The organism is Nitrosospira multiformis (assembly GCF_900111585.1).
Lineage (GTDB): Bacteria > Pseudomonadota > Gammaproteobacteria > Burkholderiales > Nitrosomonadaceae > Nitrosospira > Nitrosospira multiformis_B.
Map to the genome: position 1 here is coordinate 47,393 of NZ_FOHI01000003.1, position 12,455 is coordinate 59,847.

General features: G+C 55.7%; 13 protein-coding genes. 8 read left to right on the plus strand and 5 right to left on the minus strand.

What is annotated here, in order from left to right; all coding sequences use genetic code 11:
• Nucleotides 1-16: 16 nt before the first annotated feature.
• The 5 genes from BMW46_RS05655 to purM form a co-directional block, all read right to left on the minus strand.
• Nucleotides 17-610 carry a phospholipase D family nuclease gene (locus tag BMW46_RS05655; protein WP_074705876.1) on the minus strand — a complete coding sequence of 198 codons (594 nt, stop codon included), beginning with the start codon at nucleotides 608-610 and terminating at the stop codon, nucleotides 17-19.
• Nucleotides 607-1,872, minus strand: coding sequence for an RsmB/NOP family class I SAM-dependent RNA methyltransferase (locus BMW46_RS05660; RefSeq protein ID WP_074706569.1), 1,266 nt, complete (start codon nucleotides 1,870-1,872; stop codon nucleotides 607-609). The genes BMW46_RS05655 and BMW46_RS05660 overlap by 4 nt, the downstream gene beginning before the upstream one ends.
• Before the next feature lie 158 nt (nucleotides 1,873-2,030).
• Nucleotides 2,031-2,795, minus strand: coding sequence for a DUF3108 domain-containing protein (locus tag BMW46_RS05665; RefSeq protein ID WP_074705879.1), 765 nt, complete (start codon nucleotides 2,793-2,795; stop codon nucleotides 2,031-2,033).
• Entirely contained in the window at nucleotides 2,792-3,430 is a 639-nt protein-coding gene (gene purN, locus BMW46_RS05670; protein WP_074705882.1) for a phosphoribosylglycinamide formyltransferase, read from the minus strand. Before purN ends, BMW46_RS05665 begins: the two co-directional genes overlap by 4 nt.
• Nucleotides 3,431-3,481: 51 nt before the next feature.
• The gene (gene purM / locus BMW46_RS05675) at nucleotides 3,482-4,540 is read right to left on the minus strand and encodes a phosphoribosylformylglycinamidine cyclo-ligase (protein WP_074705884.1); all 1,059 of its coding nucleotides are present in this window, start codon (nucleotides 4,538-4,540) and stop codon (nucleotides 3,482-3,484) included.
• A 195-nt stretch (nucleotides 4,541-4,735) separates the two neighbouring features.
• On the opposite strand from purM, the gene hda reads away from it, so the two are divergent.
• The 8 genes from hda to BMW46_RS05715 all read left to right on the plus strand — a co-directional run bounded on the left by hda (nucleotide 4,736) and on the right by BMW46_RS05715 (nucleotide 12,422).
• Nucleotides 4,736-5,410, plus strand: a complete 675-nt coding sequence (gene hda / locus BMW46_RS05680) for a DnaA regulatory inactivator Hda (RefSeq protein ID WP_074705887.1) — start codon at nucleotides 4,736-4,738, stop codon at nucleotides 5,408-5,410.
• Complete coding sequence (locus tag BMW46_RS05685; RefSeq protein WP_074705890.1) at nucleotides 5,407-6,069, plus strand: histidinol-phosphatase; 663 nt, start codon at nucleotides 5,407-5,409, stop codon at nucleotides 6,067-6,069. The genes hda and BMW46_RS05685 overlap by 4 nt, the downstream gene beginning before the upstream one ends.
• 149 nt (nucleotides 6,070-6,218) lie before the next feature.
• Nucleotides 6,219-7,211 carry a FecCD family ABC transporter permease gene (locus tag BMW46_RS05690; RefSeq protein WP_074705892.1) on the plus strand — a complete coding sequence of 331 codons (993 nt, stop codon included), beginning with the start codon at nucleotides 6,219-6,221 and terminating at the stop codon, nucleotides 7,209-7,211.
• A gap of 29 nt (nucleotides 7,212-7,240) precedes the next feature.
• Nucleotides 7,241-8,344 carry a tellurite resistance/C4-dicarboxylate transporter family protein gene (locus BMW46_RS05695; RefSeq protein WP_074705894.1) on the plus strand — a complete coding sequence of 368 codons (1,104 nt, stop codon included), beginning with the start codon at nucleotides 7,241-7,243 and terminating at the stop codon, nucleotides 8,342-8,344.
• Between the two features lie 215 nt (nucleotides 8,345-8,559).
• The gene (locus tag BMW46_RS05700) at nucleotides 8,560-9,102 is read left to right on the plus strand and encodes a chorismate--pyruvate lyase family protein (protein ID WP_074705896.1); all 543 of its coding nucleotides are present in this window, start codon (nucleotides 8,560-8,562) and stop codon (nucleotides 9,100-9,102) included.
• Complete coding sequence (gene ubiA / locus BMW46_RS05705) at nucleotides 9,099-9,971, plus strand: 4-hydroxybenzoate octaprenyltransferase (protein ID WP_074705899.1); 873 nt, start codon at nucleotides 9,099-9,101, stop codon at nucleotides 9,969-9,971. The genes BMW46_RS05700 and ubiA overlap by 4 nt, the downstream gene beginning before the upstream one ends.
• Before the next feature lie 37 nt (nucleotides 9,972-10,008).
• Complete coding sequence (gene ubiD / locus BMW46_RS05710; protein ID WP_074705901.1) at nucleotides 10,009-11,472, plus strand: 4-hydroxy-3-polyprenylbenzoate decarboxylase; 1,464 nt, start codon at nucleotides 10,009-10,011, stop codon at nucleotides 11,470-11,472.
• A 383-nt stretch (nucleotides 11,473-11,855) separates the two neighbouring features.
• Nucleotides 11,856-12,422 (plus strand): MT-A70 family methyltransferase, encoded by a 567-nt coding sequence (locus BMW46_RS05715; protein WP_371113498.1) that lies wholly within the window; start codon nucleotides 11,856-11,858, stop codon nucleotides 12,420-12,422.
• Nucleotides 12,423-12,455: the final 33 nt, after the last annotated feature.

Below are 12,455 nucleotides of genomic sequence, written 5' to 3' on the forward strand. Positions count from 1 at the left end.
GCCTGAATCACTTGAATCAGCGGTAAGGCCGCGCATGGTTGAAATGATCCAGCCAGTTTTCCAGGTAAAGGTCCACCAGGGCGGAATTCCCGCGCATCACGAGCACGTTCTCCGCATTCTTGTGCTGTGCCGCATGGGTGAAATTGAAGCTGCCGGTAATCAGCGTAGCCTGGGCGCTGCCTGCATCGATCACCATCACCTTGTTGTGGGCACTGCTATGATTCGAGTCCATGAATACCGGCACACCTTGTGACACCATTCTTGCAATCAGGCTGGTCGGAATTTTTTCGGTCTGCTCCCTGTCCGCAATGACTTTCACATCTACTCCGCGATGCCTGGCTGCGATTAAAGCATCGGCGATTCTGCGATGGGTAAAACTGAAAGCCTGGACCAGAACCTGGGTACGGGCACCATCGATGGCATCCGCGATCAGTTTCCCCACATCCTGGCCCGGCGTGAAAGCAACCTGCACAGTACCGGAAGCGGACAGGACTGGAGGTGGCTTGCGATAGGAAGGGGGTTCAAACGCTGCCACAGAGGTTGTCAGAAGTACGGCAAGGCAGCCAGCCATATACTGCTTCACGGAGGGACTACGGCCTGGTGACATCATGTTTGAGCCTTTCCTGATTCCAGTGCGGCGGCAAAAAAGCCGTCCGTCCCGTACAGCCTGGGCTGGAGTTGCATAAACACACCGGTGTCGAGCGGGACTTTTTGCTGGTGCAACAACTCGGCGCAATTCAGCAGGCTGAAGCGGGGGTTATTCGCAATAAAATTCTCAACGATTTCCTGGTTTTCTTCCGGTAAAAAGCTGCAAGTGGCATAAACCAGTCTGCCACCCGGTTTAAGCAGGTTGGCCGCAGATGACAGAATGGCGGCTTGCTTGCGCTTGAGTTCCTCGATGCTTTGCGGCGACTGGCGCCATTTCAGATCCGGGTTTCGCCGCAGGGTTCCGAGCCCGCTGCAAGGTGCATCCACCAGCACCCGATCGATTTTTCCCGCCAGCCGTTTCACCTTTATGTCGTTTTCATTGGCGATAAGCTGAGGATGGAGGTTCGATAAGCCGGAGCGTTTGAGGCGGGGCTTGAGATTGTTCAGCCGCTTTTCCGAATTATCGAAAGCATAGATGCGCCCTTGCGAACACATCAGCGCCCCCAGCATCAGCGACTTTCCTCCCGCTCCCGCGCAGAAATCCACTACCATGTCCCGGCGCCTGGGCGCAAGCAGATAACCCAGCAGCTGGCTGCTTTCATCCTGGACTTCGACCTTGCCGCTCATGAACACTTCATGGCGGTTGATCGCCGGCTTCCCTGGGAGGCGGATGCCGATCGGCGAGTAGGGCGTCGGCGTGCCTTCGATTCCATCTTTTCCCAACAACTCGATGACCTCTTCGCGCCTCGCAAGCTGCGTATTCACACGCAGATCGAGGGGTGCGGGTGCTTGCAGCGAGCGGCCCAGGTCAAGGATAGCGCCATCGTCCATGAATTCCCGCAGTTTTTCCAACAGCCACTCCGGAAATTCAGCCTGGACGCCAAGTGGCTGCGATTCCAGTGACACCGTTTTCATTTCCGCAAGCCGTTTTGCTTCTGTTTCACTCACCAAGGGCGCCAACTCGCGCAAGTTCATTCCCGAGAATTTGGCCAGATAAGCCAGCAGGAGCGAGCGAGGTGTGGCAATTTCCACAACGCGTTCCAGAAAAAAACGGTGGCGCAAAATACCGAATACGGTTTCAGCGATGAATGCGCGATCGTGCACGCCGAGTTTCCGATTGTCCTGGAAAAAATGCCGCAGCAACGAATCAGCCGGATGTTGCAGTGGAATTACGGCGCGCAATGCAGCGGTTGCCATGTCGAGATGAGCAGGGGTAAGACGCATTGTCATCAATTATCGATACTGCTCGGGAGAAGCGGGCACAAAGCAGCCCTATAGTGGGACAGGCAGGCACAAAGGGAGTATTTGGGCAGGCGGCACGCGCTGCCCGGCACAACCGCTCTGGCGTCCCCGGTGATTTTACAGGTTTGCCGCAGCCGAGCCTATTGCAGTCGGCCCTGTTTTAGGCCGTTCATCGGCCCTCCATAACTTATTTTTGTCACCATCTGATCCGTCACGATGCCGATTTTTTCGGTAGCCACGACGCGGACCGGCAGCATATGGTGAGCGACGGCAAGCCAGATTTTTTTATCCCGATCCCCTTCTTTTTCCAGCTGCTTCGTCAGCACGATCGTTTCGAGCTTGCCCATGGGAGTATCCAGTGTTTCCTTGCTGACTGCATAGCGCACCGGATCCAGGTGCTTTCCATCGGTTTCATGCAGGTTTACCATTTTGCCGGGGGCGGAAGTAAACATGAAGCTGTAGAGCAGGCTCAGCTTGTCCTGGGCATCGGCAGGCAGCGCTTTTTGCTCTTCCCCGCGTTTATGCTGAAGGGTGATCAGTTTTTTGCCCCAGTCGAAAATTGCCACTTTGGGCACCTTGTTTCCGTGCTGATCCGAAAATCGCTCCGGCCGCAACGTCCCCTGCGTCGTGATGATGCCTTCACTGTCACGCACCAGGGTGTCCGGTTGGGTCAGGGCCAACAGACCTTTGGCCTTGCCCTCGCTGTACAGGCTGTAGCGGCGCTCGCCGTTTTCCTGAGTGATTTTCAGTGTGTCATTCATGTCCGCTTCAAGGCTTCCGGATGTGACCGAATAACTGATATCGACCCGCGATGGCACTTCTGTGCCGCAGGCAGCGCAAGCGGAAAAAGCGGGAAAAGCAAAAAAAACTGCTCCTGACAACAGGGCTAGAAATAAAAATCTCATTTGGATAGTCCCGGTGAATATAAAACAGAATCGTCGAAATCGGCATCGCTCACTTCCACACCGTTATCTGAGAGCTTCAACCGGTCTTTCATAAACCAGCGCACGGCTTCAGGATAAATACGATGTTCCTGTTGCAGCACGCGCGCGGCCAGCGTTTCCTCGGTATCACTTGGCATGACCTGAACAGCCGCCTGGATAATGATCGGACCCCGATCTGTTTCGGCGGTGACAAAATGCACTGTGCATCCATGCACCTTCACACCTTCCTTCAACGCCTGCCTGTGGGGGTGCAGGCCGGGAAAAGCGGGCAGCAGCGAGGGATGAATGTTTATCAGCCTGCCTTCATAGCGGCTGACAAAACTGCCCCCGAGCAGGCGCATGAAACCGGCTAGGGCGATGAGGTCGGGTGCGTAGGCATCGATGACTCCCGCCAGTTTCTGGTCAAACGCTTCGCGATCCGGGTATGACCTTTGGTCCAGCACAATGGTTTCATAGCCGCGGCTGCGTGCGATTTCGAGTCCTGGCGTCCCCGGCTTGTTGCTGATGACTGCGGCTATCCGGGCGGGAAGATTCGCTTCCAGCAGTGCCTGCATATTGCTGCCGCGGCCGGAGATAAGGATTACGAGTGACTTCATGGGTCAGCAGCAGGATTCAGGCCAAGCCTGTGCTTCGGTGCTTCACGTCGCTCACTCGACGATTGTCTGGGATTCGTTCGCGCGCTGCTCGCGGATGGTGCCAATGCGCCATGCGATTTCCCCCATGGATTGCAGCAACTGCGTGGCGGCGTCGATATACTCCGGCGCCACGATGACGGCCATGCCTATGCCACAATTGAAAACGCGATGCATTTCGCTATCGGCCACATTGCCTCCCCGCTGCAGCCAGTCAAAAAGCGGAGGCATCTCCCAGGTTTCTTTTTTCAGTATTGCCGTAAGGCCTTCAGGCAGGATGCGTGGAATATTTTCCAGCAGACCACCGCCCGTGATATGCGCCATGCCTTTAACCGGTACATGCTTGATGAGTTCGAGCAGAGGCTTCACATAAATCCGGGTAGGCGCCATGATTACATCTATTAACGCCTTGCCATGGAAATCGACAGACAAATCCGCATTATTTTTTTCGATGATCTTGCGGATCAGGGAGTAGCCATTTGAATGGGCGCCGCTGGAAGCAAGCCCCAGCACTCCATCGCCCGCCTCGATGGTTGTGCCCGTGATGATTCGATCCTTCTCGACCGCCCCGACAGCGAAACCCGCAAGATCATACTCGCCCTCCGGATACATGCCTGGCATTTCAGCGGTTTCTCCACCGATCAAGGCACATCCGGCCTGCTCGCACCCCGCGGCAATGCCTTTCACTACCCGGGTGGCGGTATCCACGTCCAACTTTCCACACGCGAAATAGTCCAGGAAAAACAGGGGTTCTGCTCCCTGTACCAGAATATCGTTCACGCTCATCGCAACCAGGTCGATGCCGACCGTGTCGTGTTTGCCAGATTCGAACGCGAGCTTCAGCTTGGTACCTACCCCGTCCGTACCCGCTACCAGTACCGGGTTGTTGAATTTTCGGGAAATTTCGAAAAGCGCACCAAAGCCGCCGATGCCAGCCAGCACTTCGGCTCGCAGGGTACGTTTTGCGTAGGGCTTGATGTTTTCCACCAGGCGTTCGCCCGCGTCGATATCGACGCCGGCAGCATGGTAAGAGAGCGGAGCGAGGTTTTCTTCGCGGGGCTTGGATGTGGTCAAGTTGAATTCTCGTCCTGTTACAGATAGAGTGGCGTTTGAAGCTGCAATTTTACCGCAAATGGCGCCTAAGGAACCCTAACACGGAGCCCTAACACCGTTCGAGTTTGATAGGTTTTTCGGACAATACTCCCGATCTGCGTCTGCGTCCGTATCGCCTGTTTCTTATCCTGATATCCAGTAACAGCTCCCTCGTTGATGAAGCAATTGCCGCTGGACATAGTCCCTCCGCCACCGACCTTGTCCAATTTCGTGTCGGGCCGCAATGCCGAGTTGTTGCAAACCCTGGATAACATTCTAATGGCGCGGGAGCACGAGCGTTTTGTTTATCTATGGGGCGGAACGGGTTGCGGAAAAAGTCATCTGCTGCAAGGTGCAGCCAGTGCGTGCAAGCGCAATGACATGAACACGCTTTATTTCGCGTGTGGCGAGAGAACGTCTTTCGCGAATGGCAGCGAGGCCGATTGCGTGATGGTGGACGACGTGGATCGCCTTGGCGCCGATGCCCAGATCGGACTGTTTCATCTTTATAATCGTATCCGTGACGAAGGGCAAGCGTTCCTGCTGGTAAGCGGTTCTGTCGCTCCCGCGCAGCTGAAGCTGCGCGAAGACCTGCTTACGCGCCTTGCATGGGGTCTGGTGTACGAGGTTCACGAATTGACTGATGAGGAAAAAATGGAAGCCATGAAAAACCACGCCAGCAGCCGCGGCCTTGCTTTGCCACAGGAGGTATGTGACTACCTGCTGCGGCACGAGCGGCGCGATTTGACTTCCCTGATGGCGAAGCTTGACGCCCTGGATAAATATTCGCTGGCGAGCCACCGGAAAATAACCATTCCGCTGGTACGCGAGCTATTGCAGACCACCTCATGAATCTTGCTTTGTTTGACCTCGATAATACGCTGCTTGCAGGCGATAGCGACTTCCAGTGGGGACAGCACCTCATCGAGCAGGGGGTGCTCGACCGCGAAGTCCATGAAGCCCGCAATATCGAATTCTACGAGCAGTACAAGGCCGGCACTCTGGATATCCAGGAATTCCTGGATTTTCAGTTGAAGCCCCTGTCGCGTCATCCTCGCAGTCAGTTGGATGCCTGGCACAGGGATTTCATGGAAAAAAGGATTCTGCCCCTGATCACCCTGCAGGCGCGCAAGCTCGTCAATCGGCACATGCTTGGAGGTGATTTGTGCGTCATCATTACGGCAACCAACAGTTTTGTAACAGGCCCGATTGCAAGGGCATTCGGCATAAATCATCTCATTGCTACCGAACCGGAGCAGAGGGATGGGGAGTTCACGGGCAGGGTTTCCGGCCCCCCCTGTTTCCGCGAGGGCAAGATCATGCGCCTGGAAAGCTGGCTGGACCATCATAACCTGACCTGGTTATCTTTCTTGGAAAGCTGGTTTTACAGTGACTCTTTAAATGATCTGCCGCTGCTTAAAAAAGTGACCCGCCCGGTAGCGGTTGATCCTGACGCAACACTCAGGGCACATGCGGAAAAAAACGGGTGGCCCGTCATCAGCCTGCGATAGCGCAGAGGTGGGTGCCTAAGGCGGGCGAGAGGACGGCAAAGAGCAGTCCATGCTGCCTACGCTGAAACGACCCGACGGAAAGCGACAGTTGTTCCGCTGTCCGCTGCTGCTTCCTCCCAGTCGCGGCCATTGAATGTCTGCGCATTAACATGACATTAAGCGCAGCCTTCGTCAGATATCCATACCCTTTGCTGCTGGTTCTCTTCGGTCTGCTGGCCATGGGCAGTCTTTTCACCGGCTTGCTGTTCGGCAGCGTCCATATTCCGGTTTCGGGCGTCGTTCAGGCGCTGCTGTCTTCAAGCGAAAGCATCTCCCATCAGATTATCTGGCAGCTTCGCTTGCCACGGGTACTGGCCGCCTTTGCCTGCGGCGGTCTTCTGGCACTGGCGGGCGCACTGTTGCAGGTTTTATTGCGCAATCCTCTCGCCGATCCGTATATCCTGGGGGTTTCGGGGGGCGCAGCCGTAGGCGCACTCCTTGCCATGCTCCTCGGGTGGGGAACTTTGCTGACGAATCTGACGTCCCTGGCGGGAGCTTTGGCGGCCGTTGCCATTGTATTCGGCCTGAGTTTTCGCGCAGGCAACTGGAATCTTTACCGGCTGCTTCTGACCGGTGTGGTGTTGTCCGCTGGTTGCGGGGCGCTCACCACGTTGATTCTTACCCTTGCGCCGGCGAGCGATGTCAAAGGCATGCTGTTCTGGTTGATGGGCGATGTTTCGCGTGCCGAAGAACCGTTGCCTGCCTGGATAACGCTCATTCTCGTATCCGCGGTGAGCCTGCTTTTTTCCGGGAGCTTGAACGTTTTGACACTGGGTCAAATGAAGGCAAGAACTTTGGGCGTAGCTGTGCTACCGTTGCAAATAGGAATTTATTTTTGCGCATCGCTCGCCACCGTGGCGGCGCTGATGCTCGCGGGGGTCATCGGTTTCGTGGGCCTGATCGTGCCGCATGCGGTCCGCCTGCTGGGGGTCAGTAATTTTCGCTGGTTATTGCCTCTGGCGGTATTATTGGGGGGAAGCTTTCTCACGCTGGCGGATACCCTGGCGCGCACGCTATGGGCGCCCCAACAGTTGCCTGTGGGCGTATTGACCGCTTTGCTGGGCGTACCGATGTTATTGCTGCTGCTTTCACGAAAACCTTGATCATTCCCGCCTCATGAACAGGCACCATCATGAGCCGATACCGGGCCATCATCACTAACGGCGTAAGGAATTTTCATCCTGCCTACTTCGCCATGGTGATGGCAACCGGCATCGTATCTCTTGCCTTTGAAGCGATGGGTTTTTCCCCCATAGCAAAGGCGCTCTTCGTGCTGAATCTGATTTTATATCTGGCCTTGTGCATCGTCCTCGTCGCGAGGATGGCATTTTTCCTGCCGGATCTGAAGGCGGATTTTCTGACGCTGCGACGCGCCTGGCTGTTTCTGACGTTCGTGGTGGGAACCAATACGGTGGGCATGCAACTGTTTGTCTTCGAGCATGCCACTGTGCTGGCAGCGTCACTTTGGCTAGTGGCGTTGATGGGCTGGTTCATATGTATTTACTCCGTTGTCGTCAATCTCGTCTCCGCGCGCTCGAAACCCATCCAAGAAATCGTGAGCGGTGCGACGCTGCTGGTTGCAGTGGGTACGGTCTCAGTTGCCCTGCTTGCGACTCATCTGCTCGAGGCAATGGCAACACCGCCTGGTTACGTTTACTTTGCAGTGGGTGCGTTCTGGACTTTCGGATTCCTCCTGTACCTGGTGATTATGTCGCTGGTAACCTATTGCCTGTTTTTCAGACGGTTCGAACTCGCGGACTGGGACGCTCCTTACTGGATCTGCATGGGGGCCGCCGCAATCACTACATTGGCAGGTGCGGACTTTGTCACGCATTTGCCCCTCCTCCCCGAATGGAACGGTATACGGGAGTGTGCATTATGGATGACCCTGTTCGCCTGGGTTGTCGGCACATTGTGGATTCCCTATCAGGTAATCATGGATATCCGTAAATTCACGCGTGTCGGAATCACTGGCCCCGTACCGCTGTGCGTTAAAGTTTTTCCCTGGTCCCGGCTGGCATTGGGCCGGCAATATCAGGTTTATGATCCTCCGGCATGGAGCAGAGTTTTTCCGATGGGAATGTACACAGCCTGCACGCTTGCCCTGGCGAAAGCGGCGGAGGATGAATCCCTGGCGGTTATTCCGCACTATTGGGGTTGGTTCGCATTGCTGATATGGGCGCTGACATTGATGGGCACGCTACGTTCCCTTATTGGCGCATTCGTGTCCGAGTGAAAGCGGATTGCATCAACCAGGGGCGCAAAGATGCCCGCAAAACCCATCAGTGCTGTTAAGGCCAATGGTATAAACCGGATTCAGCCTTGGTTGATCAAATACCCGTGTTCATACCGCTTTCTACAATTCTCAGGCCGGTTTGGTGAAATATCCGGGCTAAGGATTCAGCCGGGCTGGATTATGCGGCATAATTCACCCTTTTCAGCTCTTCTGGAATGAATCCTGCCCAGCTATCGGACTGGCATCCTGCACCCTCCTCCATGTCGCCCCGCGTCCGGGGCTGGTTGCAAAATCGTGGCTCTCTTACCCAGCTTATTCAACGCCGCTGCTGCGGTGAGTTCAGCGTCAAGCCAGTGTTCCAGTCGTTGGCAACGGTCTGCGACGATGAACTGGGCGTAATGAATTTACGGCGGGATGAACTGGCCCTGGTGCGGGAAGTGTATTTATATTGCGGCGAGACGCCGGTCGTCTTTGCCCATTCCGTGGTGGCACGGAAAGATTTGCGCGGTGCATGGCGCAGTCTGATTGGACTTGGCAACAAGTCGCTGGGGACAGTATTATTTACCAATCCTATCGTCAAGCGTACACCGCTCCGCTTCAAGAAGTTGACTGCGGCTCACCCGCTTTTCATCCGCGCCTGCCGCAAATTGCGGGGACAGCCGGGGAATCTGTGGGCGCGTCGCTCTCTATTCACGCTGCATGGCCAGTCCATATTGGTTACCGAAGTATTCCTTCCTTCCATCCTGGAGCTTGCGTGACACTCACTCAACGTCTCGTGCATTACGAAAAGCTGATGCGGCTGGACAAGCCCATCGGCATTCTGCTGTTGCTGTGGCCCACGTTGTGGGGCTTGTGGCTGGCAGCGGAAGGTGTGCCACGGCTGGATATCCTGTTGATATTCGTGCTGGGCACGGTGCTGATGCGCTCCGCCGGTTGTGTCGTCAACGACTATGCCGATCGCGATCTCGATGGACATGTCGAGCGCACCCGAAATCGTCCCCTAGCGGTTGGAGCGGTGAGCACCAGGGAGGCGCTCCTGCTTGCAGCGGGTTTGAGCCTCGTGGCGTTCCTGCTGATCCAGCCGCTGAACCGGCTTACCATCGAGCTATCGTTTGTTGCCCTGTTCCTCGCCGAGAGCTACCCTTTCACCAAGCGGTTTTTCGCCATGCCGCAAGCTTATCTTGGCATCGCCTTCAGCTTTGGCATCCCCATGGCATTCGCCGCCCAGACCGGGGAAGTGCCCTTCATCGCCTGGTTCCTGATGGGTGCAAACCTGTTGTGGGTGGTCGCGTACGATACCGAATATGCGATGGTGGACAAGGTGGACGATCTCAGGATTGGCATCAAGACTTCCGCCATCACGTTCGGACGTTTCGATGTCGTCGGTGTGATGTTGTGCCATGTGGCTTTCCTCGCGGGCATGGTTACCATCGGCCTGGTACAGAATCTCGGCGTCATTTATTACATTGGTCTTGCGACAGCGCTGGGGCTGATCCTGTATCAATACGGTCTGATCCAAGACCGCGACCGCACCCGCTGTTTCAAAGCTTTTCTTCACAACAACTGGGTAGGCGCAACGATATTTGCCGGTATCGCGCTGGATTACCTGGCAAGGGCGGCTTATTGATGCACCGGGGCCGGGACCCGAAACGTAAAGGGCGTAAATGAAGTACAAGGACCTGCGCGATTTTCTGGCGCAACTGGAAAAACAGGGCGAGCTCAAACGCGTAGCAGTCGAAGTCGATGCCAATCTGGAAATGACGGAAATCTGCGACCGCCTGCTGAAATCGGGCGGTCCGGCCGTGCTGTTCGAAAAACCTAAGGGACATGCCATTCCTGTGCTGGGAAATCTGTTCGGCACGCCAAAGCGTGTCGCGATGGGGATGGGGCAGGATTCGGTCGAGGCGCTGCGTGAGGTGGGCAAACTCCTCGCCTATCTGAAAGAACCCGATCCCCCCAAAGGCTTGAAAGACGCATGGGAGAAATTGCCCGTGCTGAAACAGGTGTTCAATATGGCGCCGAAGGAGCTCTCAAAGGCGGCCTGTCAGGAAATCGTCTGGGAAGGCAAGGACGTGGACCTCGGCAAGCTGCCGATCCAGACTTGTTGGCCGGGTGACGCGGGCCCGTTGATCACCTGGGGGTTGACCGTTACCAAAGGGCCCCACAAGACCCGCCAAAATCTCGGTATTTATCGCCAACAGGTAATCGCGCCCGACAAAGTCATCATGCGCTGGCTCGCGCACCGTGGCGGCGCGCTGGATTTTCGCGACTTCACTCTCACTAATCCGGGACAACCCTATCCAATTGCAGTAGCCCTGGGGGCGGACCCGGCGACCATACTCGGCGCCGTCACACCCGTGCCGGATAGTTTGAGCGAGTACCAGTTTGCCGGACTGCTGCGCGGCGCCAAAACCGAAATCGTCAAATGCCTGACGCACGATTTGCAGGTTCCGGCGAGTGCCGAGATCGTGTTGGAAGGATATATCCATCCCGACGAGACAGCAGTGGAAGGTCCTTTCGGCGACCACACAGGCTACTACAACGAACAGGAAACCTTCCCGGTATTCACCATCGAGCGCATCACCATGCGCCGCGATCCGATATACCACTCCACCTACACCGGCAAGCCCCCGGACGAGCCGGCGATTCTCGGCGTGGCGCTCAATGAAGTATTCGTTCCCCTGCTGCAGAAGCAGTTCACCGAAATCGTCGATTTCTACCTGCCGCCGGAAGGCTGCTCCTACCGCATGGCGGTAGTGAGCATGAAAAAGCAGTACGCCGGCCACGCCAAGCGCGTCATGTTCGGCGTATGGAGTTTCCTGCGGCAATTCATGTACACCAAATTCATTATCGTCACCGATGATGACGTCAATATCCGTGACTGGAAGGAAGTCATCTGGGCCATCACCACGCGGGTTGACCCCGCGCGGGACACGCTGATCGTCGAAAACACCCCCATCGACTATCTCGACTTCGCCAGCCCTGTATCCGGGCTAGGTGGAAAAATGGGATTGGATGCCACCAATAAATGGCCGGGCGAAACCAGCCGCGAATGGGGGACACCGATTGTGATGGATGATGAGGTGAAGGCGAGGGTGGATGAGATGTGGAAGGAATTGGACTTGTGAAGCTTCCCGCAAATGCGAACTGATCGATCCCGCTATTCTCCTCACGAGAAGCGTCTCACTCAATGCCGTTTTCGAAAAACTGGACTCTGCTAAACAGCGATGGTGCGTCAGGACAGCAGAAAGGCACGCCTGAAGCTTATTAAAACAAAATATGGAGCGAGCACTACATCGATGGGCAAGCTGCTCTGCCGGCTAACGCCGGGCGACACGGAGACTGTCCAGTATTGGCGCTAGGTATTACATCAAATCTCATTACAGATTGGGCAGAATATGAATCAAAAAGCCCCTAACCCAGCCGCGAATTACTCGAACATCTTGGCGGCAAACGTTTCAGAACAATCCTTGTCGATCCTCCCTGGCAATTCCAGAATCGCACGGGCAAGATGGCGCCGGAGCACAAACGGCTGAATCGTTACGGGACGATGGAGCTTGACGAAATCCTGGGTCTGCCAGTACGCGCACTTGCAGAAGATATGGCCCACCTTTATCTATGGGTTCCAAATGCTCTTCTGCCGGAAGGGCTCCAGGTGATGGAAGCGTGGGGTTTCAAATACAAGAGCAATCTCGTTTGGCACAAGATCCGTAAGGATGGCGGGCCAGACGGCCGGGGCGTGGGTTTCTACTTTCGCAATGTTACCGAACTCGTGCTGTTTGGAGTGCGGGGTAAGAATGTTCGCACTTTGGCGCCTGGGCGACGTCAGATCAATTTTCTGGCCACTCGAAAGCGGGAACATTCGCGAAAGCCCGAGGAAATGTATCAGATCATCGAATCCTGCAGCCCTGGTCCTTACCTGGAATTGTTTGCTCGCGGCACAAGGCCGAATTGGTCAGCCTGGGGTAACGAGATAGATAACGGCTATGACCCGAAATGGCGAACCTATGGGAATCATTCGCAAGCCGAATTGATTTTCTTTGAGCAAGCCAAGCAGCAGTACTTAAACCAGAAATAACGTTCCGCCATCGCCAGGAGATGAGCATGTATA

What these genes read in the sequence shown, in the direction of transcription:
- BMW46_RS05655 (WP_074705876.1), bottom strand. Translation starts at nt 610, where the DNA reads ATGATGTCACCAGGCCGTAGTCCCTCCGTGAAGCAGTATATGGCTGGC.
- BMW46_RS05660 (WP_074706569.1), bottom strand. Translation starts at nt 1,872, where the DNA reads ATGCGTCTTACCCCTGCTCATCTCGACATGGCAACCGCTGCATTGCGC.
- BMW46_RS05665 (WP_074705879.1), bottom strand. Translation starts at nt 2,795, where the DNA reads ATGAGATTTTTATTTCTAGCCCTGTTGTCAGGAGCAGTTTTTTTTGCT.
- purN (WP_074705882.1), bottom strand. Translation starts at nt 3,430, where the DNA reads ATGAAGTCACTCGTAATCCTTATCTCCGGCCGCGGCAGCAATATGCAG.
- hda (WP_074705887.1), top strand. Translation starts at nt 4,736, where the DNA reads ATGAAGCAATTGCCGCTGGACATAGTCCCTCCGCCACCGACCTTGTCC.
- BMW46_RS05685 (WP_074705890.1), top strand. Translation starts at nt 5,407, where the DNA reads ATGAATCTTGCTTTGTTTGACCTCGATAATACGCTGCTTGCAGGCGAT.
- BMW46_RS05690 (WP_074705892.1), top strand. Translation starts at nt 6,219, where the DNA reads ATGACATTAAGCGCAGCCTTCGTCAGATATCCATACCCTTTGCTGCTG.
- BMW46_RS05695 (WP_074705894.1), top strand. Translation starts at nt 7,241, where the DNA reads ATGAGCCGATACCGGGCCATCATCACTAACGGCGTAAGGAATTTTCAT.
- BMW46_RS05700 (WP_074705896.1), top strand. Translation starts at nt 8,560, where the DNA reads ATGAATCCTGCCCAGCTATCGGACTGGCATCCTGCACCCTCCTCCATG.
- ubiD (WP_074705901.1), top strand. Translation starts at nt 10,009, where the DNA reads ATGAAGTACAAGGACCTGCGCGATTTTCTGGCGCAACTGGAAAAACAG.
- BMW46_RS05715 (WP_371113498.1), top strand. Translation starts at nt 11,856, where the DNA reads ATGGCGCCGGAGCACAAACGGCTGAATCGTTACGGGACGATGGAGCTT.